Source organism: Apibacter sp. B3546 (assembly GCF_009827885.1).
Classification (GTDB): domain Bacteria; phylum Bacteroidota; class Bacteroidia; order Flavobacteriales; family Weeksellaceae; genus Apibacter.
The window spans coordinates 201,609-228,170 of sequence record NZ_WINW01000002.1 but is presented as its reverse complement, the minus strand read 5'-3'; the positions used below and the strand labels follow the sequence as shown (position 1 = coordinate 228,170).

Genomic DNA, 26,562 nt, shown 5'->3' with positions numbered 1-26,562 from the left:
CATTTAACAATAAAATACTTAATATTAAAAAAAATTAATGAATTCATTAGTATTTCCCGGACAGGGTTCTCAGTTCCCAGGCATGGGAAAAGAAATATATGAGAGCAGAGCTGATATTAAAGAAATGATGAACTCTGCTAATGATATATTAGGGTTTAATATCATTGATATCATGTTTAAGGGAACCGAAGAACAACTAAAACAAACAAAAGTAACACAACCTGCAATTTTTATCTATTCCATCGCTTCTGCTAAAGTTAATGAAAATGCCCGAATTGAAATGGTAGCAGGGCATTCCTTAGGAGAATTTTCTGCATTAGTTGGAAATGGAGTCCTGTCTTTTGATAACGGTTTAAAATTAGTTTACGAAAGAGCCTTGGCGATGCAAGAAGCTTGTGAAGAAAATCCTTCTTCGATGGCAGCGGTTATAGGTTTAGATGATGAAACTGTCGAAAAGGTATGTCAGGAGATATCCTCTGAAAATAATATTGTAGTTCCGGCTAATTATAATTGTCCGGGGCAATTGGTTATATCAGGAAACACAGAGGCAGTTAAACAAGCTTGTGAAACTTTAAAAGAAAAAGGGGCTAAAAGAGCAATTTTGCTACCCGTTAGCGGGGCTTTCCATTCACCACTTATGAAAAGTGCCGAGAAAAGATTAGAAGAAGTTATTCTTAAAACTAAATTTAATACACCCAGTGTCCCAATATATCAGAATTATACTAGTAAAGCTGTTACCAATATTGAGGAAATAAAAGAAAATCTTATTAAACAATTGACCTCTCCGGTAAACTGGACAAAAATAATTCGTAACATGATACAAGATAATTGTTCGGTATTTACAGAAACCGGTCCGGGAAAGGTTTTACAAGGATTAATTAAAAAAATTGACAGTTCCGTTGAAGTTTCCTCACTTTCTAATTAAAAAAATTAAATAGAATACAAAAAAGAGATCTTATATTAAGATCTCTTTTTTTATGAAGAATATTTTTTAACGATAAATCATTAACTTTTTTTAAAACAAAAAGATTTTAAATCTTTATATTATCACCATTTAGAATATATGTATATAAAAATTTTTAAAACAGATTAAACAAAAATTCATTAAAGTTTTATACGGATATAATTAATTTGCTTTAGTAAAAGCTATAATTAAACATTTAATTTAATTTATCGATCATTTTTAGTTTATATAGAATGTTAAACATATATTAAATAAACTGTTTCGATTTTGCGGTAATCTGTAACATTTAGTAGTTAAATTATACAAATTAGTAACTACAATTGCAAACGACATGATTTCATTGAAAAACATACATAAGTATTATGACATAGGTCATAATAAATTACATGTATTAAAAGGAATTAATCTGGAAATAGGAGAAGGAGAAATGGTTGCTATTATGGGATCTTCCGGATCAGGTAAATCTACCTTATTAAATATTCTTGGAATATTGGATTACGCTGACGAAGGAGAATATCTATTAGATGGGGTTAAAATTGAAAAAGATTTAAGCGAATCAAAAGCAGCAGATTATAGAAATAAATTTTTAGGCTTTGTTTTCCAGTCCTTTAACTTGATAAGCTTTAAAAATGCTATTGAAAATGTCGCACTTCCTTTATATTATCAAAAAGTAAAACGTTCTCAAAGAAATTCCAGGGCCATGGAATATTTAAAAAGGGTAGGATTGGATGATAGAGCAGATCATATGCCTAATGAGTTGTCGGGTGGACAAAAACAAAGGGTGGCAATTGCTCGCGCATTGGTAACACATCCTAAAGTTATTTTAGCCGATGAACCTACAGGAGCACTTGACAGTCAAACCACTTATGACGTAATAAAATTTTTACAAAAAATTAATAACGAAGGAAAAACTATTTTAATAGTTACACATGAACCCGATGTGGCGAAACAATGCAAAAGGGTAGTTCATTTAAAAGATGGTATAATTGAAAGGGATGAATTTATTAATCAAGAAGTTTTAGTATAATTTATTAACTATGTTTAATATAGATCGCTGGCAGGAAATATTTTATTCCATCAAGCAAAATAAATTAAGAACTTTTCTTTCAGGTTTTACAATATCATTAGGATTATTTATCTTCATTATACTTTTCGGTTTTGGAAATGGTTTAAAAAATGGCTTTTCACAAGCCTTCATATTGGATTCTTCCAGTACAATTAATATTATTCCGGGAAAAGCAACCGAAGCATATTTAGGTTTACAACAAAACAGGGATGTTACTCTTAAAAATGAAGATCTTGAACTTGTAAAGAAAGAATTTGATGAAAATTTAGAGTATAAAACAGCTACCATCACACAGCCTGAAAATGTTACTTACAGAACATCTTCAGGAATCTATACAGTTCAGGCAACTTACCCGGATAAGCAATATATAGAAAAAGCCATTATTACATCAGGACGTTTTTTAAATCAATCAGACATTATAAACAAAACTAAATTTGCCGTTATAGGTCGATTGGTAGAAAAAGATCTTTTTAAAAATGAAAAAGCCTTAGGTAAATATATAAATATAGGCGGAATCAATTATAAAGTTGTTGGTATATTCTACGATGAAGGAGGGGATAATGATGAAAGAATAATTTACATCCCTATATCCACTTTACAAAGTCTCAAAAAAAGTACAGATCATGTAAGCCAGATAGATGTTGCTTATCTATCGGACATGAAACCTAGCGTAGCTGTTAAATTAGGGGATGAGATTGAGAGAACTTTACGCTCCAAACTTAAAATTTCACCCACAGATAAAACCGGTTTGGTTATTCGAAACAGAGCCCAAAATATGGAAGATACCTACTCGTTTTTCACGGTGATTTCTTCTTTGGTTATGTTTATAGGATTTGGTACCATAATGGCCGGAATTATCGGTATTAGTAATATTATGGTTTATATTGTAAAAGAAAGAACAAAAGAAATAGGAATTAGAAAAGCCTTAGGAGCAAAACCATTCAGTATAGTTTGGCTTATCTTGCAAGAATCTATTTTCATTACAGTTATTTCCGGTATTTCAGGGGTTATTTTAGGTAGTCTGGCTCTTTATTTTATAGGTAATAATCTTTCCACCTATCTTATAGTAGATCCTTCGGTAAGTAAAGAATTATTAATTTTTGCAACGGTATCCTTAATAACTTTTGGTACGGTAGCAGGATTTATTCCGGCAAGAAAAGCTGCAAAAATAAAACCTATAGAAGCCTTAAGTTCAGATTAAACTATTTATTGAAATTTAATATCTTATACAAATGCAAATTTTAGATAGAGAAACATGGGTTGAAATTTACCATACTCTCAGCAAAAATAAGTTGCGCACCATTTTAACAATGATCGGTGTGGCATGGGGAATGTTTTTGTATGTATTTCTTTTAGGAGCTGCTAAAGGCGCTGAAAATGGTTTTTATAAAATATTTGACGGATATGCAACCAATAGTATATTTCTTTGGGGTGGATCTACAGGTGAACCCTATAAAGGATACCCGAGAGGAAGGGAGTTAGCTATACATTTGGATGATGTAGAATATTTGAAAAAACAAGTTCCTGAAATTGATTTTGTAGTACCTAGGAATGCTGCTTCCTCAGAACAAAGTGTTATAAACAGAAAAAATAAAAGTAAAAATTTCACCGTATTTGGTGATTTTGCTTCGGTATCCAAAGTTCAAAAGAAACAATTGATTACAGGAAGATTACTAAATGAAGAAGATGATGTTCAGAAAAAAAAGGTTGCGATAATCGGTAAAGAGGTTTATGAACAATTATTCAATAATAAAGAAAATGCTATAGGTGAATATATCAAAATTAACGGAATTTATTTTCAAGTAGTTGGAGTTTACAGAAATCCAAATTCAGGATTTTTACCGGAAGATGTGGTATATATTCCTTTTAATACCTATCAGAAAATCTACAATCAAGGAGATAAAGTAAATTGGATGGTAATTTCCATTAAACCACAATACAATGTTAATGTGGTCGAAGAAAAGATCAAAACAGCTTTAAGAAAAAAATACGATGTAGCCCCCACAGATGAAAAGGCTTTCGGTGCTTGGAATTTTGCTGAGAACTTTAGAAAATTAACCAATTTCTTAAAAGGATTGCAAATCCTTACTTGGTTTGTGGGAGGATTAACCATTCTTGCTGGAGTAGTTGCTATTTCCAATATTTTATTAATAACGGTGAAAGAAAGAACCCTGGAAATAGGTATTCGAAGAGCATTAGGTGCCAAACCGGGTGAGATAAGATCACAAATACTTATGGAAAGTGTGTTTTTAACTGTATTTTCCGGTCTACTCGGTTTCATATTAGGAGTATTACTTTTAATAGGAATGAGTTCATTTATGGGCGATGCCAATCCTAAATTTCCGTTCTATAATCCAACTGTAAATATTTGGAACGTATTAGCAGCCTTGTTTTTAATGGTAAGTTTAGGTTTGTTTATTGGACTTATACCCGCTCAAAGAGCAGTACAAATAAAACCGATTGAGGCTTTACGAACAGAATAATAGTCATTTAAATTAGTTTAATTTTGGAAATTATGACTTTATCTAAAAAATCAGATAAGTGATAAGACACAAAAGCAAATGCGATAGGATTTTCAAATTATGAAAATCCTATTTTTATATCTAGTGATATAATTTTTTTAAAAAATTTTAATAAAATACTACCTTTGTAGTCATTCTCAAAAAATAAGAATTCATGTCAGAAATTACAGCAAAATATTCTCCTAAAAATGTTGAAGATAAATGGTATAAATTTTGGATGGATAACCACTTTTTTCATTCAGAACCGAATGAGAAAAAACCGTATACTATTGTAATTCCTCCCCCTAATGTAACCGGTGTATTACACATGGGTCATATGCTTAATAATACAATTCAGGATGTATTAATAAGACGTGCCCGAATGTTGGGATATAATGCTTGCTGGGTTCCCGGAACAGATCATGCTTCCATAGCCACTGAGGCCAAAGTAGTTAACAAGCTAAAAGAACAGGGAATTAGTAAATTTGACATAGGAAGAGAAAAGTTTTTAGAACATGCATGGGAATGGACTCACACACATGGTGGAATCATATTAGAACAATTAAAAAAATTAGGTTGTTCTTGTGATTGGGATCGTACAAAATTTACCCTTGACGGTGATCTATATAATTCAGTAATTAAATGTTTCGTGGATCTTTATAATAGAGGATATATTTATAAAGGGAACAAGATGATTAATTGGGATCCGGAAGCGAAAACCAATATATCCGATGAAGAAGTAATTTATAAAGAACATAACGGAAAACTATATTTTTTGAGATATAAAGTAGCTCATGAAGACCATTATGTAATCGTAGCTACTACAAGGCCGGAAACTATATTCGGTGACACCGCTCTTTGTATAAATCCTAGTGATGAGCGTTATCAATTTTTAAAAGGAAAGAAAATTATAGTACCGATCTGTAACCGAGAAATACCGGTCATTGAGGATGAATATGTAGATATGGAGTTTGGAACGGGAGTTTTAAAAATAACGCCTGCTCATGATGTGAATGATTATAATTTGGGTAAGAAGCACCAATTAGCTACCATTGATATTTTTAATGATAATGCAACTCTAAATGATAATGGATTGCATTATAAAGGAAAAGACAGATTCATAGTTCGTAAGGAAATAACAAAAGAGCTTAAAGAAAAAAATCTTCTTGAAAAAGAAGAAAATTATGTAAATAAAGTGGGAACTTCTGAACGAACCGGAGCAGTTATTGAGCCTAAAATATCGGTACAGTGGTTTATGAAAATGAAGGATTTTGCTAAACCGGCTCTTGATGTAGTATTAAATGAAGAGCTTAAACTGTATCCGGATAAGTTCGTTACTACTTACAAAAATTGGTTGGAAGACATTCATGATTGGAATATCTCACGTCAGCTTTGGTGGGGACATAGAATACCTGCTTATTATTATGGAGAAGGCGAAAATGATTTTGTAATTGCAGAAACAAAAGAAGAGGCTCTAAAGTTAGCTCAAGAAAAAAACTCATCCATCACACCCGAAACCTTACGACAAGAAGAAGACGTATTAGATACCTGGTTTTCTTCCTGGTTATGGCCTATTTCAGTTTTCAATGGAATCAATGAACCGGACAATAAAGAAATTAATTATTATTATCCTACCCAAGATTTAGTTACCGGACCGGATATTATATTTTTCTGGGTAGCCAGAATGGTAATGGCAGGATATGCTTTCAGAAATGAAAAACCATTTTCTAACGTTTATTTCACCGGAATTGTACGAGATAAATTAAGAAGGAAAATGTCTAAGCAGCTCGGAAATTCTCCGGATCCTTTAAAATTGATTGAAGAATACGGAGCAGATGGTGTACGAGTAGGGGTATTATTAAGTTCATCTGCCGGAAATGATCTTATGTTTGATGAAGATTTATGTTTACAAGGAAGAAACTTTTCAAATAAAATTTGGAATTCTTTCCGTTTAGTACAATCTTGGAATGTAGATTCGTCAAAACCTCAAACCATTGAAAGTAAAGAAGCTATATCTTGGCTAAAAAATAAAATAGCTAAAACAGTTACTTTAATAAATGGAGATTTTGAAAAATATCGAATTTCCGATGCTTTAATGAATATTTATAAACTCATTTGGGATGACTATTGCTCTTGGTATCTAGAAGCTGTTAAACCCCCGTTTGGTGAAGATATTGATGAAAAAACTTATATAGAAACAATAGCGATTTTAGAAGACCTGTTAAAATTGCTTCATCCATTCATGCCATTTATCTCTGAAGAGATTTGGCAAACAATTAAAAAAAGAGAAATACAAGAAAGCCTTATTATTACTTCAACAGTCTCTGAAAACGCATATAATGAGTCCATTATATCCGATTTTGAAGTAACCAAAGAAATTATTTCAAGTATTAGAAATTTCCGTTCTGAAAAAGGCCTTTCACCTAAAGAATCCTTAACTCTTATAGTTAAATCATCCGATAAATTGGAAAATATTGCTACCATAAAAAAATTAGCTAATATCTCACAAATAAAGGATCAACTGAATGAAAATGAGCCTTCATATACTTTTTTAGTTGGTAAATTGGAATTTGCCATACCTTTTACACAAACAATCGATACAGAAGCAGAAAAAGCAAAAATATTGGAAGATATAGCTTATTTAGAAGGATTTTTAAAAAGCGTAAATGCAAAACTGTCTAATGAAAAATTTGTGAATGGAGCTCCTCAAAAAGTAGTCGAAATGGAAAGAAAGAAGCAATCCGATACACTGGAAAAATTAACTATTTTAAAAGACAGCTTAAAAAAGTTATAAGACTAGCTATTTTTATCAAATTTTAGTTTATAGAAAGAAATAAAACTATTGAAACATTTAAAAATGATTTATTTGAATTAATAAGTAAGTAGGAATAATCCTATCCATTAAATCTGAGAACGTATGATGAAACTACCTAGACTTATTTTTTGTTTTGTTTCAATAGTTTTATATAGTCAGGTAGAGAAAAATATATTAGACTTATCCGAATATCCCGAAAAATATATATTGTCGTCTCAAATCAATGAAACTTCTGCACTTGAGTTTTATAATGATTTCCTATATACCTGTAACGACAGCGGAGGAGAAGCCGAAATATATAAATTAAGCACTCAGGATGGAAAAATAGTAGAAACAATAAAAATCAAAGGAGTTAAAAATGTTGATTGGGAAGAATTGGCACGTAAAGGAGATACACTTTTTATTGGTGATTTTGGAAATAATTTAGGCATTCGCAAAAATTTAACCGTATATCAAGTAGTTTTGCCTACCAATGCAACAAATTTAAAAGAAATAACTATAGTAGATCAGTTTCAATTTACGTTCGAAGATCAAATAGATTATGAAAACAAAGGAAACTTTAAGACAAACTTTGATTGCGAAGCATTTATCTATTATAAAAATAAGCTTCATTTATTTACTAAACGATGGGGTGATTTTTATACCGCACATTACGAATTAGATTTAACTTCTGTATCAAAATCTAAAATTGCAAAAAAGATAGAAACTTTTAATACGGAATGTTTAATAACCGGAGCAGACATACACCATGATACATTATATTTGATAGGATATACCAAAGAAGCAGCCTATGTATGGAAATTTTATGATTTTGAAGATCATAATTTTTTTAAAGGTAAATCCAAACAAACCTTGATCGGTTTAACTGCTGCTATCGGTCAAACAGAAGGTATTGCCGTAACAGATTCCAAAATATATATAACCGCTGAAGAAATGAATTATTCGCTCTTCCACGTTAAACCCACGCTCTATATTCTCAATAAAGATGAACTTTAGTTTAAATAATATTTTTTTGATTTAAATTTTTAACTTAAGATGGTTTTATTTAATATCATTTTATAGTCTATAATTTTATATCTTTTAAATTAAATAGGAGGTTACTAATGCTCAAATTAATAATTCTCAAAGTTATACCTTCATAAAAAAATAGATGTTTCTATCTGTATTTATCCTTATAATCAGTTTTTTCATTTTATATTAAAAATTAAATCTAATACTATATTTAGTGAAAATAAATATCTTTATTTTCAAAGTAATAGAAGATAAAAAAATGAAAATATATACTTTATTTTTAAAAATTATTTTATCTTTGCTTATAAATCACAAAAATTAATACTATGGCTAAAGAAAAAAAAATAGTAAGGTACAGAGATGCCGAAACTGGACACTACACCACTAAAAAATATGCTGAAGAAAATCCTAAGACTACAGTAAGGGAGACTGATCGGGTTAGACCCAGAACTAAGAAAAAATAATAGTTAATTTTGCCTTTATCTTTTTTGTCATCTAATTAATAAATTATGCAAAAGTTGCATTTATTAAATGAAAATTTATTCATTTTTCCTTAGTAACGTGGAAAAATCAAACCTTTATATATTGAAGCTATCTGATTATTGCAAAATTTCATTAATAGTTAGTTTGCATAAATAATTATGGCAAAAGTAATAGATAAAATAAAAATTAGTAGTATTCCGATACTATAATCTTATAATTTTCAAATCTAGTTATAGTACAGTAAAAGCTCACATTAATTAATGTGAGCTATTTTTTGCATATTTTATTTGCTAATTTATAGTATGGAACTAATTATACTTAATAATTAATCTATACAGTATAATGTTGGACTTAAATATGAGCCCTTTAAAAATAAATTTTACGTAATTTAACTATAATATTGAATGCTATATATATTTACTTAAAATACGTAGATATTAAATAAATCAAATCAAAAGATTTCAAGATTAAACCGTCATAGAAAATAATTTGGTTTGAGGTGCATTTTTCATCATTCTCAGATCAAAAGCCATACAAATATTACGAATAAACGAACGACCATTTTCTTTTATAACTAAAGAATTTTCCGATAATTCAATAAGACCGTCTGCTTCAAACTCTCGTAATCTTTCGATGATTTCAGGATAATTTTTTTGAATAATTCCATCTTCCCAACGGGTTTCCAACAAACACATTAAATTAAGAATGTGTCTTCTAATAAACAAATCTTCCTCGCTTAACATATGCCCTCTAAACACTGAAAGTTCTTTATTATTAACTTTTTGGTAGTATTCTTCTATAGTTTTAACATTTTGAGCAAATGCATACCAATTATCTGAAATCGAAGAAACTCCTAATCCGATCATTACTTGAGTGGAAGAGGAGGTATATCCCATAAAATTTCTATGTATTTTTCTATTTAGCATGGATTGGTACAAAGAATCTGATTTTAAGGAAAAATGATCCATTCCGATTTCAAAATATCCCATATTTTCCAATAACTCTTTACCTTTTTCATACAATTCTCTTTTTTCCTCACCGCTTGGCAAATCTCCATCTTTGAAACCCCTTTGTCCTACACCTTTAATCCACGGAACATGAGCATAAGAATAAAATGCAATTCTGTCGGGTTGCATTAATTCGGTCATCTTTATGGTATGCTTCACTTTATTTAAATCTTGAAAAGGCAAACCAAAGACTAAATCATGACTTATACTTTCATATCCTATTTCACGAGCAATATCGGTTACTTTTTTAACGTTTTCAAGGGGTTGAATACGATGTATCGCTTGTTGTACTTTAGGATCGTAATCTTGAACTCCAAAACTTACTCTTCTAAATCCTAGATTGTATAAGGATTGAAGATGTTCACGGGTGGTATTATTCGGATGCCCTTCAAAACTAAATTCTTTTTCCGAATGAATTTCTGCTTTTGAGAAAATATTTTCTAATAAATACGTTAGATTTTCAGGAGAAAAAAACGAGGGAGTTCCACCTCCTAAATGTAATTCTTTTATAACGGGTTTTTCAGGCAGTAAAGCTAAATACAACTGCCATTCTTTTAAAAGAGTTTCTATATATACTAACTCAACATTATGCTGTTTAGTAATACGCTTATTGCACGCACAAAAAGTACATAAGCTTTCACAAAAAGGAAGGTGAATATACAAACTAATGCCTTCTCTTTTATTACTTTCTAAAAAAGATTTTTGTAGCGTTTGAATCCATTTTTCAGAAGAAAAATTTTTTTCATCCCAATAGGGTACCGTAGGATAACTGGTATATCTGGGACCGGGTACATTATATTTTTGTATAAGAGTATTATTTTGCATATTTCGTTTCGTTACTGCAAATTTATTGATAACAAAATATATGACTTACATAATTCAATTACTTTGAATTATGTATTTATAAATCAAACCAATAAAGTTATTTTAAATTTTATTAAGATGGTAAACCCAGGATAAAAAATTAATTAAAAAACAATGTCAAAGTCAATAATAATCAATAAAAGATATGAAATGATTGATTTATATTGTATTAAATTAAAATCATTTTTTACCCAAATACTAACTGATAGCTTTTCGTATTTTTACCAATTTTTGCAACAAGTTTTCCAGTAAATCCAGTTTTAACATATTTGCACCATCGGAAAGGGCAATTTCAGGATTCGGATGAGTTTCAATGAAAATTCCATCTGCACCAACGGCAATACCTGCTTTAGCAATAGTTTCAATCATATCGGGTCTTCCTCCCGTTACACCGGTTGTTTGATTGGGTTGTTGTAATGAATGCGTAACATCTAATATTACAGGTGCGTAGTTCCTCATAGTAGGTATTCCTCTGTAATCTACAATTAAATCATGATATCCAAAAGAAGTTCCTCGATCAATAATTGCATAGTTGGAATTTCCTGAATCTTTTATTTTTTGAGCGGCAAATTGCATGGCTTCTGGAGACAAAAATTGACCTTTTTTTAAGGTAATATACTTTCCGGTTTTTGCAGCCGCAACTAACAAATCGGTTTGTCTAACCAAAAAAGCAGGAATTTGTAATACATCCACATATTTTGCAGCCCATTGAGCATGTTCGTTTTCATGAATATCGGTAGTGGTGGGTATTGAAAACGTATCACCAACTTTTTTTAATATTTCTAAAGATTTTTGCTCTCCAATCGTGGTGAAGCTGTCAACTCTTGATCGATTTGCCTTTTTGAAAGAACCTTTAAAGATATAAGGAATACCTAATTTATCAGTAATTTCAACAATTTTTCCGGCAATATCCATAGCCATTTGCTCACCTTCAATAATACAAGGTCCTGCAATTAAAGTGAAATTATTAGTAGTTGTATTTTTTATTTTAGGAATTGAATATAAGCTGTTTTTCATGAGGAATCTTTTTTACAAATTTAGTATATATTTATGATCCATAGAAATTACCGATAGATCACTTTTATAAAAGGTTGAAAAGAAATTACTTTCCAATAAAAAATGATTATTTATATAAAATATATACTAATTAAAAGATGTAAAATTGTATAAAAACACTTATAATTTTTATGAAAATGATTTAAAAATACCAATTTAACAATTTACCTAAAATTTATTGCGGTGTATTGAAATGAATATAAGATCTCCATTTTTCTATCACCTGTTTCATATCTTCAGGTAATTCAGTTTCAAAAAACATTTCTTTTTTTGTTCTAGGATGAACGAAACCTAAGGTACGAGCATGCAAAGCTTGTCGCGGAAGAACTTGAAAGCAATTTTCAACAAATTGTTTATATTTTGTGAAAGTAGTTCCTTTAAGAACAATGTTTCCTCCGTATCTTTCATCATTAAAAAGAATATGCCCTAAGTATTTCATATGGGCCCTAATTTGGTGAGTTCTTCCGGTCTCAAGTTGACATTCAACCAATGTAACATAACGGAATCTTTCTAAAACCTTGTAATGGGTTACCGCATGTTTACCATGAGAACCATCAGGAAAAACAGCCATTTGCATACGGTCTTTCAAATCGCGTCCTATATGACCGTTTATTGTTCCTTCATCTTCCTCAAAATTACCCCAAACTAATGCATTATATACCCTTTTAGTAGTCTTATTAAAAAATTGCTTAGCTAAATGATTCATCGCAAATTCATTTTTAGCAATTACCAATAATCCCGAAGTATCTTTATCAATCCTGTGAACTAGTCCGGGACGCTTGTCTAAGTCTGTTTGAAAATAGGGGAGAGTACTAAAATGGTAAGCCAAAGCATTAACTAGGGTGCCTTCAAAATTTCCAAATCCGGGATGAACCACCATGCCGGCTTTCTTATTAACCACCAACAAATCTTCATCTTCATAGATAATATCTATAGGAATATTTTGGGGAAAAATACTCGTATCACGAGGAGGATGTGCTAAAACAATGGACACGATATCATTAGGCTTAACCTTATAGTTAGATTTTACAGGTATATTATTAACTAAAACATTACCGGCAAGAGCAGCCTTTTGAATTTTATTTCTTGTAGAATTTTCTATTAAATTTACAAGATATTTATCAATACGTACGGAACCTTGACCTTTGTCTACAGTGATTTTAAAATGTTCATATAATTCATCCGCATCATTATTCTGATCAGTATCTAATATATCTTGCTTTTCCATAATATTTATAAATCTATCCTAACTATTCCAATATTACTCTCTTAGGTTTTTTCGGAGCATCATCTTTTGGAAGATGAACAGGTTGAGCCGAATTATCTTGAATGTTAGAATTATTATTAGTAGTGTTAATAGTTTCGTTAGAAGAAGGAATATTTTGATGATGGTTAGAAGATTTACTAATATCATGAGAATAATTAACAGAGTTCAAAGAATCGGAATATTTATGAATGTTAAATGTTTGATCCAATTCTCTGATCTTTTCTCGTAAACTACTCAAAGGTTTATCACTAAGATATAAATCTATGGGTTGACCTTGATCATAAATAAATGAAGGAGCAGGCACTTGATAATAAACACGATTGTTTTCTGTTTTGGCAGGATCATCATAGGTTATATTACCAATTGAAAACAGGTTTTCTGTAATCAGTTTCTTGGCTGTTTCTTCATTTAAACCAATAAAATTAGGTACGGAAACATTTTTGGCAAGGCTTTTTGCTAATACAATAGTTAAAGGAGAAAAACGGGGTAACGTTAAACCCGGTTGTACTTCTTTACCTTTATATAATAATTTTAGAACCGTATTTGTTGCCAAACTTGGTTCATAAATCGTATCGGTAACTTTTAATCCGACTAAATCTAATTGACTGAAAGCTAAGTATTTGTATTTTCCGATAACATTGGGTACCGTTACAGGTTTCCATGTTTTGGCATTGGCTCGAATAAATATTCTTCTGCCTTTTTTAACATGCGAACCTATTAGAGGATATATATCTAAAATTTGATATGATTTATATTTAGGATCATACTTAGAAGTATCAATCTCATATTCCAAGTCATTATCTTCAAGCTTAACTACTGCTTGATCCAGAGTTAAATTATTTAAATTAGGAACTTCCACTTGAACACCGTGATTTGTGTAAGCATTCAACCATAGAAAGGTTCCTTGTAAAAGTCCAAAAAATATTACTATAGCTAGAATAATGCTGACCCAAAATTGCCAAGATCCTAACAGTTTTAAGAATTTCATACTTACATTTTACAAAGCAAATATATAAATAATAAAAATATTATGGTTTATTAGTTAAAAATATGTTTAATTTTGTACGTTCTAACTCTAAATAACAATAAATAATTAATTACTATTATAATAATTGAAATTTTATGATGACAGTCGGAATTGTAATGGGAGGCTATTCTGAAGAAAGTAACGTTTCTTTAAAAAGCGGTGATTATTTTTATTCTCAAATAAATAAATCAAAATATACTGTCTTTAAAATAACCATTTTAAAAGACGGATGGAATGTCATTATAAATGATCAATCATATCCTATAAATAAAGGAGATTTTAGTTTTCAGTTAAATGAAAAAAAAATCCATTTTGATGTGTTGTTAAATACAATACATGGAAATCCGGGTGAAAACGGATTGATGCAGGCATATTGGGAATTGCTGAATATTCCCTATTCAGGATGCTCTTTTTATAATTCTGCATTAACATTTAACAAAAGAGATACTTTATCCGTACTTAAAAAATTTAATGTTTCGGTAGCCAACTCAGTTTATTTAAATCAAGGAGATCATATAGATGTTGATTCGATTATTAAAGAAGTAGGTTTACCTTGTTTTGTTAAACCCAATCAGTCGGGATCAAGTTTAGGAGTATCAAAAGTGAAAAAAAAGGAAGATTTCTTAACAGCCTTAGATTTTGCATTTAAAGAAGATAAAGCCGTATTAGTAGAAAGTTATTTAGAAGGAAGAGAAGTTCAAGTAGGAGTATTTAAAAATCAAGGAGAAGTGGTTGTAGTAAATACAACCGAAATAATTTCCAAAAATGAATTTTTTGATTACGAAGCCAAATATTTGGGAGCATCAGAAGAAATAACTCCCGCTCCTATTTCAGAAGAAGAAGATAAACGAATAAGAGAGGCTGCGGCCCACATATACAGATCTTTAGATATGACCGGGTTTTCAAGATTAGATTTCATAATAGTTAAAGGAACACCCTATTTCTTAGAAATAAATACAACTCCCGGATGCTCACCGGCCAGTATATTTCCACAACAAGTTAAACAAGCAGGGTTGGATTTTTCGGAATTATTAGACAACGAAATTTCAATTGCATTACAAAGATTTGAAAATAAATAAACATGGAAAGAGTAGCAGTATTTCCTGGTTCTTTTGATCCAATTACCTTAGGACATTCAAATATTATTGAAAGAGCTGTCCCATTATTTGATAAAATTATTGTTGCCATAGGAAATAATTCCAATAAACAATATATGTTTCCCTTAGAAAAAAGAATGGAATGGATACGTGAGACAGTTAAAATATTTCCTAATGTAGAAGTTGACTCTTTTGATGGGCTTACAATTGATTATTGTGCAAAAAGAAAAGCTCCTTATATTATTAGAGGTCTTAGAAATCCAGCAGATTTTGAGTTTGAAAAAGCAATAGCACATACCAATCGAACATTGGCAAAAAAATCTGTAGAAACCGTATTCTTTTTAACATCATCCGGAAAATCTTTCATAAGTTCAAGCATTGTAAGAGAAATAATGAGATATAACGGAGATTATGAAATATTAGTGCCAAAAGCAGTTAGAATATGAATTTATTATTAAAATAATATATAACTAAGAACGGCTGCTAAGATTTTTTGTGAAATCAATATTCTTAAAATAAATATAGTTCGATTAATGAAGGAGGAATGTTAATAATATCTAGTAAAACTTAGATAAAAATTATTGCTTAGTTAATTTTTTTGTATTTATTTTACGTGATATTTTTACGAATAGTTAAAAAATTAATTTATATATCAGATGGAAAAACAACAATTAACCCAAACAAATTCAAAGACTAGAGTAGGAGGATTAAATCCTTTTATTACGATCATTATTTTAATAGCTATAGGAGAATGCATTTATCACTTTGTACTAGGTGCACCTTCAAATTTTAAAGGTGATACTACCGATAGCGACCCTAAAACGTTTATGGGTATTATCCATAAAGGGGGTGTGATTGTTCCTTTTTTGATTTCCTTTTTACTTATGGTTATCGTATTTTCAATTGAAAGATTTTTTATCATTGGAAAAGCGGAAGGAACAGACAGCTTAACAAAATTTGTAAATGATATCCGTGTATTATTAGATAAAAACGATATCAATAATGCCATTTCATTATGTGATAAACAAAAAGGTTCTATAGGAAATGTAGTAAAAGAAGGGTTAATTTCATATAGAGCATTAGCTAATGATACAACTTTAGATAAAGAACAAAAATTAGTTTCATTAAACAAAACATTAGAAGAAGCTACCTCATTGGAAATGCCAATGCTTGAGAAAAATATGACTATTTTAGCAACGATAGCATCAATCGGTACATTAGTTGCCTTAATGGGAACCGTAATTGGTATGATCAAAGCATTCTTTGCATTAGGTGAAGGAGGTGGGTCTCCGGATGCCGCTGCTTTATCAGTAGGTATATCTGAAGCCTTAGTAAATACTGCATTAGGTATTGGTACTTCAGCACTTGCTATAATTGCTTATAACTATTTTACATCAAGAATAGATACTTTAACTTTCAAAATTGATGAAATAGGTTTAAGTATTCAACAGTCTTTTTCTGCTCACCATTAATTAAGTTTCTAATTTTCTTTAAAGAGTAAAGAAAATTAAAAAGATAAGATTAAAAATTATTTTAAAAACTTAAAAAATAATATGGCAAGAGTTAAACCAAAAAGACACGGGATACACATAGATATGACGCCAATGAGTGATTTGGCGTGGTTGCTGTTAACGTTCTTTATCTTGACAACACAATTTAAGCCTAAAGAAACGGTAACCATTGATCCGCCTTCATCTATATCTCAAATTAAAGTCAGAGATCATGGAATGATGAAGATATCTATAACTTCAGATGGAAAATACTATTTCTCAATGGATGAGGAAAAATACAAAGTTCAATTGCTCGATGCAATGGGAAAGAAGTATGGCATCAATTTTACGGATAGAGAAAAAAGCGAATTTAAAAAATTAACGGATTTCGGGGTATCAATAACCGGTCTTAAGCAATATTTAAATATTCCGGAAGGACAAAGAGAATCTGTAAAAGTTCAGGGAATACCGGCAGACAGTGCAAAACCTGAAATTACCGATTGGGTTTTTGAAGCTAGAGAAATAGCTAAGAAAAATGGCGATTCATTAGACTTAGGGATCAAAGGTGATGTTAATACGCAATATCCTGTATTTAAAAATCTTTTATCTAGATTACAGGAGAAGAATATGAATAAATTTCAATTAATTACGTCAGCCGAAAGTAAACCGGAATAATGTAATTAAATTAACCCATTAACGAAAAAGAAAAATATGTCAGCAGGCGTAGATACAAGTAATAGTGGAAAAGGGGATGGAAAGGTAAGGGCTAAAAAAATGAACCTTAATGTGGATATGGCACCGATGTGTGATTTAGGTTTCCTTTTAATTACATTTTTCATGTTTACAACCACGTTCAGTAAACCGAATATCATGCATTTAAACATGCCACCCAAGGTTGAAATCCCCCCTTCTAATATTCCTGAAATTAAAACAAAGAATTCGTTAACTATAATTTTAGGAAAAGACGATAAAATATATTGGCATCAACAGGAACAACAGGATTTAAATGCTTCCACTCTGATGGAATCCGACTATTCAAAAGAAGGAATACGTAAGGAAATATTACGAGCTCAGAAACAAGCAGATCAAAATAAATTCACTGTGATTATAAAACCTACCGATGATTCAAGTTATAAGAACTTGGTGAATATATTAGATGAAATGGAAATTACTAATTCTGATCGATACGGAATTAAAGAGCTTTCTTCAAAAGAAAAAGCAGTATATAAAGAAAAAGTTAATAACTAACGAAAAATTAAAAGAATGGCAGAAAATAATATGAAGTCCTTAGACGACATAGTTTTTGAACATAAAAATAAAGACTATGGAGCCTATTGGATAAGAAATACAGAAAGAAAATATCTGACAAGAGCATTTATTATAGGAACGGCTATCTTTATTGCATTCGTTTTGTTATTATATTTTTATAACAGATGGCAAGCTAACAGCGGAGAAGTACAAAAGGCGGTAAATATTGAATTAACGGATATACAAACTCCTGAAGAGGAAAAAGAAGAAATCTTTGAACCTAAAGATGAACCGCCACCGCCACCACCCGTACAGCAAGATGAAGTGGCCCAAGTAAAAATGGTTATCCCTGAACCTAAAAAGGTTGTGGTTAAAGAAGAAACCGTTCCTAAAGTTCAAGATACCAAAGACAAGGCAATTGGATTAGAAGATAAAGAGGGAAAAAATACAACAGATGCAGCCATATCTCATGGACCTAAAAATGATGTACCTCCGGCACCACCACCGCCAATCCCTCCAGCAGATCCTAACAAAGTATTTACTCAAGTAGATCAAGAAGCCGAATTTAAAGGAGGAGGATTGAAAGAAGTAAGTAAATTTATTGCTCGTTATATGGAATATACAGATCGAGCAATAGATAATGGAACTGAAGGGAAAATAACCGTACGTTTCGTGGTAGAAAAAGACGGTAGCGTAACCGATGTTCAGGTTGCCGGTAAAAAATTGGGTGACGGGTTAGATGAAGTAGCTATTGCAGCTATTAAGAAAACCAGTAAAATGTGGACTCCGGCCAAAGTAAATAATCAACCGGTAAGATCTTATTTTAGAGTACCCGTAGCATTCAGATTGCCACAATAATTTTATAATTATTTACAATAATAGTAAAACTATCTCTTTTAGAAAGAGATAGTTTTTTTGTTTTTATATACAATTATATACGGATGAAATAAGTTATTTAGATGCATTCTAAAAGAACGAAAGGTGATATAAGTCATAACACACAGGGTTAGACGTTTTTTAAATTTGTATTCCAAAATTAAACATTAAAGTATTATGACAAGATTTTACTCTTCCTCCATAGGAAGAAAGTTTATGATGGCTTTAACAGGCTTTTTTCTCATGATTTTTTTACTGGTGCATTTAGGAATAAATTTAACTCTATTTGCAGGTAATACAGATAATGAAGGAAAATTATTGCCTAAAGAAGAAGTGATTTTTAATCAGGCGTCACATTTTATGGCAACTAATCCCTTAATCCAGATCATGCAATATGTACTGGCTTTTGGCTTTATCTATCACATCTTCTTAGGTATTATATTAACCTCCAGAAATCAAAAAGCAAGAGGAAAAGAACGTTATGCCGTAAATCAGTTTTCAGCAAACACTCCTTTTAATTCAAGAACTATGATTTATACAGGGTTGTTAATTTTAATATTTTTATTATTACACCTTTATAATTATTTTGTTCCCATTAAATTCGGTACGGTAGGAGATGATTATTTATTAGTGACAGAATTATTTAAAAGTCCAGTATATACCTTAATATACGTCTTGGCTTTTATATTTTTAGGATTGCATTTAAGTCACGGATTTGCATCTTCTTTCCAGTCAGTTGGATTTAATCATAAAATTTATACTCCTGTTATTAAAATACTGGGAAAAGCATATTTTATATTTATCGCAGTTGGATTTGCCGCAATTGCAATTTATTTTTACTTCAAAGGCAATGGTTTAATTTAAATTATTTTAAGAAAATACTATTATGGGTATAAAATTAGAATCAAAAATACCGGAAGGAGATATCCATGAAAAATGGAAAAATCATAAAGATCATATGCGTTTGGTTGCGCCCAATAACCGAGGAAAAATAGATATAATTGTAATAGGTACGGGATTAGCGGGAGGTGCAGCAGCAGCATCGTTAGCAGAGATGGGGTATAATGTAAAAGCTTTCTGTTATCAAGATTCCCCGCGACGTGCGCACTCCATTGCAGCTCAAGGAGGGATCAATGCAGCTAAAAATTATCAAAATGATGGCGACAGCGTTTACAGATTATTTTATGATACAATTAAAGGAGGAGATTATAGAGCGAGAGAAGCAAACGTATACAGATTAGCTGAAGTTTCCAATTCAATCATAGACCAGTGTGTGGCACAAGGAGTACCTTTTGCACGAGAATATGGAGGACTATTAGATAACCGATCATTCGGGGGTACACAGGTACAAAGAACCTTTTATGCAGCAGGACAAACCGGACAGCAACTATTACTAGGTGCTTATTCCGCAATGAACAGACAAATAGGTAAAGGGCGTTTACAAATGTTTAATAGACATGAAATGCTTGATCTGGTAGTGGTTGATGGAAAAGCTAGAGGAATTATAGCCAGAGATCTGGTTACCGGAGAAATACAAAGACACTCTGCTCATGCGGTTGTTATTGGTTCAGGAGGATACGGAAATGTATTTTTCTTATCAACCAACGCCATGGGATCCAATGGAACAGCAGTTTGGAAAATACATAAAAAAGGGGCAGCCTTTGGTAATCCTTGTTTTACACAAATTCACCCGACATGTATTCCGGTTCATGGAGATCAACAATCCAAATTAACCTTAATGTCAGAATCTTTAAGAAATGACGGAAGAATTTGGGTACCTAAAAAAATTGAAGATTCACAAGCTATACGTGCAGGAAAATTGAAACCGACTGAAATAGCTGAAGAAGACAGGGATTACTATTTGGAAAGAAGATATCCGGCATTTGGAAATTTAGTTCCAAGAGATGTGGCTTCACGTGCAGCAAAAGAACGATGTGATGCAGGATACGGAATCGAAAATAATGCTACCGGAGAAGGAGTTTATTTGGATTTTTCTTCATCTTTTGTAAAATACGGTAAAGAAAAAGCAAATGAGCTGGATATTCACAATCCATCACAAGAAGAAATTATTAAATTAGGAAAAAAAGTAGTTGAAGAAAAATATGGAAACTTATTTACCATGTATGAAAAAATTACAGGTGATAATCCATATGAAACTCCAATGAAAATATATCCTGCAGTGCACTATACTATGGGAGGAATTTGGGTTGATTATAACCTAATGAGTACCATTCCGGGTTGTTTTGTAACGGGTGAAGCTAATTTCTCTGATCATGGAGCTAACCGCTTAGGAGCGTCAGCCTTAATGCAAGGGTTAGCCGATGGGTATTTTGTTTTGCCGTATACTATTGCTGACTATTTAGCTGATGATATACGTACCGGACCGATATCAACAGACTTACCGGAATTCGTAGAAGCTGAAAAACAAGTCAAAGATAGAATTCAACATTTTCTAACCAATAAAGGAACTAAAACCGTTGATTATTTCCATAAAAAATTAGGTCGTGTCATGTGGAACAAAGTAGGTATGGCTCGAGATGAAAAAGGATTAAAAGAAGCAATCTCTGAAATAGAAGAAATCAGAAAAGAATTTTGGAGAGATGTTAAAGTACCGGGTTCCGATAATACGATTAATATGGAACTTGAAAAAGCGGGTAGAGTGGCAGATTTCCTAGAATTAGGTCAATTGATGGCCATGGATGCATTAAATAGAAATGAATCATGCGGAGGACATTTCCGAATTGAATACCAAACAGAAGACGGTGAAACGCTGCGTAATGATGAAGAATATTCTTATGTAGCCGTTTGGGAGTATAATGGTGAAGATTTAAATAAAGAAATTCTGCATAAGGAAGATCTAAATTACAAATACATTAAAATAGCAGCAAGAAATTATAAATAACCTGTAAATAAAAATAAAAAAATGGCAGGAAAATTATTAAACCTAACACTAAAAGTTTGGAAACAAGCAGGTAGGGGACAAAAAGGAAAATTTGAAGAATATAAATTAGAAGGAGTATCTACTGAAAGTTCATTTTTAGAAATGTTAGATATGCTAAATGAGCAATTAGTAGAACAAGATAAAGAACCCGTTGCATTCGATCATGATTGTCGTGAAGGAATATGCGGAATGTGTTCACTATATATAAATGGAAGGGCTCATGGTCCGGATCGAGGAATAACCACTTGTCAATTACACATGAGAATGTTTAATGATGGTGACACTATTGTTATTGAACCTTGGAGATCAGCAGCTTTTCCTGTAATTAAAGATTTAATTGTTGATAGAACTGCATTTGACAGAATTCAACATGCCGGAGGATTTGTTTCTGTGAATACTTCAGGAAATACAATTGATGCTAATGCGATACCAATTGAAAAAGAAAAAGCAGATAAAGCATTTGCTGCAGCCGCTTGCATTGGTTGTGGAGCTTGTGTGGCTACTTGTAAAAATGGATCAGCCATGTTGTTTGTTTCTGCTAAAGTTTCTCAATATGCATTATTACCTCAAGGTAAAATAGAAGCTACCCGCAGGGTATTAAATATGGTTAGAAAAATGGATGAAGAAGGATTTGGTAACTGTACCAATACAGGAGCTTGTGAGGTTGAGTGTCCTAAAGGAATTTCTCTTGAAAATATAGCCAGAATGAACAGAGAATTTCTACATGCCAGTATTGTAAATGATATTAAGGCAGAATAATTGTCAAATATTTTTAAGTATAATTTACAGTTCGAAGCGTACGTTTCGAACTGTTTTTTTATTTTATAATCTCATCTACTATATTAATATTTTGTATCAGTATATAATCCGAAAACTATTTATCCCAAAAAAGATAAAGATATATTACGAGCTTAATTGATCCGTAAACGTTAATAATCTTTCATAATTATTATAATTCAGAATTACCTTTGGTAAAATTTCAAATGAATTCAAAATATTATATTTCTTTATAATATGTTTTTCTTCTTTTATGATTAATAGGATTATAATCCTTCCATAATAATTGAATACTTTTATTATCTGCTAATTCAGGATTAGTTTCCAAATATTTAACACCTTTATTGTTAAATAAATCAAAGAATTCTTTCAATACGATAGCAGTAATTCCTTTCTTTTGATAATCGGGATGGATTCCTATCAAATAAAAATTAGCCCATTCATTATTTTTGGAAGCTCTAAGTAAATGATACCATCCGAATGGAAATAATTTCCCTTTCGCTTTTTGTAATGCTACGGAATAGGAAGGCATGGTTATGGCAAAACCCACTAAATTATTACTTTCATCTGCAATACAGATTACATAATCCTTATTTATAAATGGAATGTATTTTTCCTTATAATATTGTATTTGCTTATCTGAAAAGGGAACATAAGTAGGTAAAACCTTGTAGGTATCTTCTAACAATTTAAAAATTTCATCCGCTCGCTCAATTAATTCATCTTTCGTTTTAAACTGTAAAGATTTTAGTTTATATTTTTGCTTTAATAAGTCGGAGAACCGAATGACTTTATCCGGTAATTCTTTAACTACTTCAATGTAAAATTCAACCCATTCATTAGCTTCAGTAAAACCTAATTTTTTAAAATGATCATGATAATAAGGAAAATTATAAATACCAATCATAGTTGCTAATTTATCATATCCTTTACTTAAAAATCCCGCCTTATCAAGGTTAGTAAAACCAACAGGTCCTTCAACTCGTTGAATACCCTTTTCCTCAGCCATTTCATAAGCTTTATCTAAAAGTCTTTTGGTAACTTCAAGATCATCTATAACATCAAACCAACCGAATCGTAGTTTCTTTATACCGGAAAATTTTTCCTCATTTTTATTGATAATCAAAGCAATTCTTCCAACGATTTCATTATCCCTGTAGGCAAGAAATTTTTTACATGTTGAAAATTCAAAAACAGGATTTTTAGTTTCGTCGAAAATTGCCATTTCTTCAGAAATTAGCGCCGGTACATAATAAGGGTTATTCTTATAGAGTTTAGTTGGAAATGTTACAAAATTTTTTAAATCTGATTTCGTGACAACCTCGTTAATACTAATTTTGTTCATGTACTGTTAGATTTACAAGTCTTTTTGGTTTTACAACTAAAAAGTTATAATTTTAGCAAATATACTTAGTATAAATTAATTTTAAAATTTACAAGAATAATAAGTCTATAAAGAATTTAAACAATTATGGTAAACGATCCCATTTATTTATTAATAACAGCAATTATTTTCATAGTAAGTACGATTGTCCAAGGACAATTAAAATCAAAATTTGAAAAATACTCCAAAACAAGGTTATCTAATGGGTTGAGCGGAAAAGAAATTGCAGAAAAGATGTTACGAGATAATGGAATAACCGATGTTAAAGTTACATCAACTCCCGGAATGTTAACAGATCATTACAATCCGGTAAATAAAACCGTTAATTTATCTGAAGGTGTTTATAACCAGCGGTCTACAGCCGCAGCAGCGGTTGCTGCTCATGAATGCGGACATGCCGTACAGCATGCCGTTGGATATTCCATGTTACAATTACGTTCCCAATTAGTTCCCATAGTTAGTATTAGTTCTAAATTTCTACAATGGGTGTTATTAGCAGGGTTAGCAATTATGGTGTTTTCAGGAAATACGATTGTATTAGGAGTTGGAATAGGTTTATTTGCCATAACTACCCTTTTTGCATTTATCACCTTACCGGTAGAATATGATGCCAGTAACAGAGCATTAAAATGGTTAGAAAATAATCATGTCGTTCAACCCGGTGAATATGATGAATGTAAAGATGCTTTGAAATGGGCAGCAAGAACTTATTTAGTATCAGCTGCCGGGTCTTTAGCTCAATTAATTTATTTCGTCATGATATTTTTAGGAAATAATCGAAGAAATGACTAACTAATAAGCCAATCATAACGAGTTATGAATTTTATAAATCCTATATATTACGGAGTCGAAGGAATCAAAGAAATCAATAAGTATATTCAAAGCTATCAACCTTCCAAAATAGTTTTTTTGGTGGATGAAAATACGCATGAGCTATGCTACCCAAAAATTATTACTGAAATTGAAAGTTCTGCTGAAATTGAAATTTTGGAAATTGATTCAGGAGAACATAATAAAAATTTATATATATGTATAAATTTATGGGAGGCTTTAACAGAACTCAAAATAGATAGAAAAGCCTTGCTGATAAATGTTGGAGGGGGAGTACTTACGGATATGGGAGGATTTGTAGCAAACTGTTACAAGAGAGGAATTCCTTTCATAAATATTCCAACCACACTTTTAGCAATGGTGGATGCTTCCATTGGAGGAAAAACGGGCGTTGATTTAGGCAGTCATAAAAATCAAATTGGTAACTTTGTTTTACCTCAATTAGTCCATGTAGATGTTGGTTTCCTTACTACACTTCCTACCGAGCAAATTTTAAGCGGTTTTGCAGAAATTATTAAGCACGGACTAATTGCAGATAAAAAATACTGGGAAGAAATAATTCGCTTAGATGATCGTAATCCGGATTATTTAGAACCATTGATAAAAACTAGTATTGAAATAAAAAAGAAAGTAGTTTCAAATGATTTTACCGAATCAGGATTAAGGAAAATATTAAATTTTGGTCATACCGTAGGTCATGCAGTAGAAAGTTTCTTTTTAGAAAATAACACCCCTATTTTGCATGGAGAAGGGGTAGCCATGGGAATGATTGTAGAAAGTTATATTTCCATGAAAAAAGGCTTTCTTTCTTATCCCGAATACGAAGAGATTAAGCTATATATTTCCTCCTTGTATCCTAAATTAAATTTGAAGAAAGACTATTTTGATGATATTTTTTCATTCATGCAAAACGATAAAAAAAATGTGAATCGGGAAATTAAATTTGTTTTGTTGGAAAAAATAGGACAAGCAGTTTATGATATTTCTGTGGAAAAAGAACTTATTAAAGAGGCAATTTATTTATATATAGAGTAAGAAGGTTGAATATGGTTTAATTAACCAATTGAGAAAATATAATGAAATTAGCTAACTCTAATAGGTATCACTTTTTTCAATCCATATATGTAGATTTCATTTTGCAAAACCAATAAAAATCTATATATTTGCACTTCGAAAAAAATAATTAAAAAATTTTGATCTATGAATCATTACGAAACTGTTTTCATTTTAACTCCCGTTCTGTCTGATTCTCAGGTAGAGGAAGCAGTTAAATCATTTGAGGCTTTACTCAAAGAAAACAATGCAACTATTGTAAACCAGGAAAACTGGGGATTAAAAAAATTAGCATATCCAATTCAACTTAAAAGAAATGGATTTTACAATCTGATTGAGTTTCAAGCTCCCGGAGAAATTGTTAATACATTAGAATTAGCATTCAAGAGAGATGAAAGAGTATTAAGATTCTTAACTGTGAAATTAGACAAGCACGGGGTAGAATGGGCTAGAAAAAGAGAAGAAAAAGTTAAATCATTAAAAAAATAAGACATGGCAATTGATGAATTAGCAAAACAGGCAGCAGGAGGAAATGTCAGTGAAGTAAAATTCTTAAGTCAATTAGATATTGAGACTAAGACAGAAAAAAAATATTGCCGTTTTAAAAAATACGGTATAAAATACGTTGATTATAAAGATCCTGATTTCTTATTGAAATTTGTGAATGAGCAAGGTAAAATCCTTCCAAGAAGACTTACCGGAACATCTTTAAAATTTCAAAGAAAAGTATCTCAAGCAATTAAAAGAGCAAGACATTTAGCATTATTGCCATATGTTGGAGATCAATTAAAACCTTAATTTAAA

General features: G+C 31.1%; 25 protein-coding genes. 20 read left to right on the top strand and 5 right to left on the bottom strand.

Going from position 1 to position 26,562, the window contains the following annotated elements; genetic code table 11:
* Positions 1-37: 37 nt before the first annotated feature.
* From fabD to GFU93_RS01110, 7 genes are all read left to right on the top strand, one after another.
* Positions 38-925, top strand: a complete 888-nt coding sequence (gene fabD, locus GFU93_RS01140; protein ID WP_160566347.1) for an ACP S-malonyltransferase — start codon at positions 38-40, stop codon at positions 923-925.
* A 370-nt stretch (positions 926-1,295) separates the two neighbouring features.
* Positions 1,296-1,991, top strand: coding sequence for an ABC transporter ATP-binding protein (locus GFU93_RS01135; RefSeq protein WP_160566344.1), 696 nt, complete (start codon positions 1,296-1,298; stop codon positions 1,989-1,991).
* A gap of 10 nt (positions 1,992-2,001) precedes the next feature.
* The gene (locus GFU93_RS01130; RefSeq protein WP_160566341.1) at positions 2,002-3,231 is read left to right on the top strand and encodes an ABC transporter permease; all 1,230 of its coding nucleotides are present in this window, start codon (positions 2,002-2,004) and stop codon (positions 3,229-3,231) included.
* A gap of 31 nt (positions 3,232-3,262) precedes the next feature.
* The gene (locus tag GFU93_RS01125; protein ID WP_160543213.1) at positions 3,263-4,513 is read left to right on the top strand and encodes an ABC transporter permease; all 1,251 of its coding nucleotides are present in this window, start codon (positions 3,263-3,265) and stop codon (positions 4,511-4,513) included.
* Between the two features lie 193 nt (positions 4,514-4,706).
* Positions 4,707-7,325, top strand: a complete 2,619-nt coding sequence (locus GFU93_RS01120) for a valine--tRNA ligase (RefSeq protein WP_160566338.1) — start codon at positions 4,707-4,709, stop codon at positions 7,323-7,325.
* A 123-nt stretch (positions 7,326-7,448) separates the two neighbouring features.
* Positions 7,449-8,342: a hypothetical protein gene (locus GFU93_RS01115; RefSeq protein WP_160566335.1), complete on the top strand. Its 894-nt coding sequence runs from the start codon at positions 7,449-7,451 to the stop codon at positions 8,340-8,342.
* A 341-nt stretch (positions 8,343-8,683) separates the two neighbouring features.
* Complete coding sequence (locus GFU93_RS01110; protein ID WP_105297751.1) at positions 8,684-8,821, top strand: multidrug transporter; 138 nt, start codon at positions 8,684-8,686, stop codon at positions 8,819-8,821.
* Positions 8,822-9,307: 486 nt separating this feature from the next.
* Here GFU93_RS01110 and hemN read toward each other — a convergent pair whose 3' ends face one another.
* The 4 genes from hemN to GFU93_RS01090 all read right to left on the bottom strand — a co-directional run bounded on the left by hemN (position 9,308) and on the right by GFU93_RS01090 (position 14,022).
* Positions 9,308-10,672 carry an oxygen-independent coproporphyrinogen III oxidase gene (gene hemN / locus GFU93_RS01105; protein WP_160566332.1) on the bottom strand — a complete coding sequence of 455 codons (1,365 nt, stop codon included), beginning with the start codon at positions 10,670-10,672 and terminating at the stop codon, positions 9,308-9,310.
* A 237-nt stretch (positions 10,673-10,909) separates the two neighbouring features.
* Positions 10,910-11,728: a 3-deoxy-8-phosphooctulonate synthase gene (gene kdsA, locus GFU93_RS01100; RefSeq protein ID WP_160566329.1), complete on the bottom strand. Its 819-nt coding sequence runs from the start codon at positions 11,726-11,728 to the stop codon at positions 10,910-10,912.
* 214 nt (positions 11,729-11,942) lie between these two features.
* Positions 11,943-12,995, bottom strand: a complete 1,053-nt coding sequence (locus GFU93_RS01095) for an RluA family pseudouridine synthase (RefSeq protein ID WP_160566326.1) — start codon at positions 12,993-12,995, stop codon at positions 11,943-11,945.
* Between the two features lie 22 nt (positions 12,996-13,017).
* Positions 13,018-14,022: a PASTA domain-containing protein gene (locus GFU93_RS01090; RefSeq protein ID WP_160566323.1), complete on the bottom strand. Its 1,005-nt coding sequence runs from the start codon at positions 14,020-14,022 to the stop codon at positions 13,018-13,020.
* A 137-nt stretch (positions 14,023-14,159) separates the two neighbouring features.
* Between GFU93_RS01090 and GFU93_RS01085 the strand changes: the two genes are divergently transcribed.
* From GFU93_RS01085 to GFU93_RS01045, 9 genes are all read left to right on the top strand, one after another.
* Entirely contained in the window at positions 14,160-15,140 is a 981-nt protein-coding gene (locus tag GFU93_RS01085) for a D-alanine--D-alanine ligase (RefSeq protein WP_160567188.1), read from the top strand.
* Between the two features lie 2 nt (positions 15,141-15,142).
* Positions 15,143-15,604 (top strand): pantetheine-phosphate adenylyltransferase, encoded by a 462-nt coding sequence (gene coaD / locus GFU93_RS01080; RefSeq protein WP_105297745.1) that lies wholly within the window; start codon positions 15,143-15,145, stop codon positions 15,602-15,604.
* A 210-nt stretch (positions 15,605-15,814) separates the two neighbouring features.
* Positions 15,815-16,630 carry a MotA/TolQ/ExbB proton channel family protein gene (locus GFU93_RS01075; RefSeq protein ID WP_160543221.1) on the top strand — a complete coding sequence of 272 codons (816 nt, stop codon included), beginning with the start codon at positions 15,815-15,817 and terminating at the stop codon, positions 16,628-16,630.
* A gap of 81 nt (positions 16,631-16,711) precedes the next feature.
* Positions 16,712-17,323, top strand: a complete 612-nt coding sequence (locus tag GFU93_RS01070; protein WP_105297743.1) for a biopolymer transporter ExbD — start codon at positions 16,712-16,714, stop codon at positions 17,321-17,323.
* A 36-nt stretch (positions 17,324-17,359) separates the two neighbouring features.
* The gene (locus tag GFU93_RS01065; protein WP_160566320.1) at positions 17,360-17,896 is read left to right on the top strand and encodes a biopolymer transporter ExbD; all 537 of its coding nucleotides are present in this window, start codon (positions 17,360-17,362) and stop codon (positions 17,894-17,896) included.
* Positions 17,897-17,911: 15 nt separating this feature from the next.
* Entirely contained in the window at positions 17,912-18,754 is an 843-nt protein-coding gene (locus GFU93_RS01060; protein WP_160543223.1) for an energy transducer TonB, read from the top strand.
* A 195-nt stretch (positions 18,755-18,949) separates the two neighbouring features.
* On the top strand, positions 18,950-19,636 hold the full coding sequence (locus GFU93_RS01055; RefSeq protein WP_160543224.1) for a succinate dehydrogenase cytochrome b subunit: 687 nt from the start codon (positions 18,950-18,952) through the stop codon (positions 19,634-19,636).
* 22 nt (positions 19,637-19,658) lie between these two features.
* Positions 19,659-21,674 (top strand): fumarate reductase/succinate dehydrogenase flavoprotein subunit, encoded by a 2,016-nt coding sequence (locus GFU93_RS01050; RefSeq protein ID WP_160543225.1) that lies wholly within the window; start codon positions 19,659-19,661, stop codon positions 21,672-21,674.
* Positions 21,675-21,695: 21 nt separating this feature from the next.
* Positions 21,696-22,472, top strand: a complete 777-nt coding sequence (locus GFU93_RS01045) for a succinate dehydrogenase/fumarate reductase iron-sulfur subunit (RefSeq protein ID WP_105297739.1) — start codon at positions 21,696-21,698, stop codon at positions 22,470-22,472.
* Positions 22,473-22,710: 238 nt separating this feature from the next.
* Here the strand turns inward: GFU93_RS01045 and GFU93_RS01040 are convergent, their stop codons facing one another.
* The gene (locus GFU93_RS01040; RefSeq protein ID WP_160566317.1) at positions 22,711-23,835 is read right to left on the bottom strand and encodes a GNAT family N-acetyltransferase; all 1,125 of its coding nucleotides are present in this window, start codon (positions 23,833-23,835) and stop codon (positions 22,711-22,713) included.
* A gap of 126 nt (positions 23,836-23,961) precedes the next feature.
* Here GFU93_RS01040 and GFU93_RS01035 point away from each other — a divergent pair, with 126 nt between their 5' ends.
* The 4 genes from GFU93_RS01035 (at position 23,962) to rpsR (ending at position 26,556) form a co-directional block, all read left to right on the top strand.
* Positions 23,962-24,666, top strand: a complete 705-nt coding sequence (locus tag GFU93_RS01035; protein ID WP_105297737.1) for a zinc metallopeptidase — start codon at positions 23,962-23,964, stop codon at positions 24,664-24,666.
* Between the two features lie 24 nt (positions 24,667-24,690).
* Positions 24,691-25,740 (top strand): 3-dehydroquinate synthase, encoded by a 1,050-nt coding sequence (aroB, locus tag GFU93_RS01030; RefSeq protein ID WP_160566314.1) that lies wholly within the window; start codon positions 24,691-24,693, stop codon positions 25,738-25,740.
* Positions 25,741-25,905: 165 nt separating this feature from the next.
* Positions 25,906-26,247: a 30S ribosomal protein S6 gene (gene rpsF / locus GFU93_RS01025; RefSeq protein WP_105297735.1), complete on the top strand. Its 342-nt coding sequence runs from the start codon at positions 25,906-25,908 to the stop codon at positions 26,245-26,247.
* 3 nt (positions 26,248-26,250) lie between these two features.
* On the top strand, positions 26,251-26,556 hold the full coding sequence (gene rpsR, locus GFU93_RS01020) for a 30S ribosomal protein S18 (RefSeq protein WP_055425972.1): 306 nt from the start codon (positions 26,251-26,253) through the stop codon (positions 26,554-26,556).
* Positions 26,557-26,562 lie beyond the last annotated feature (6 nt).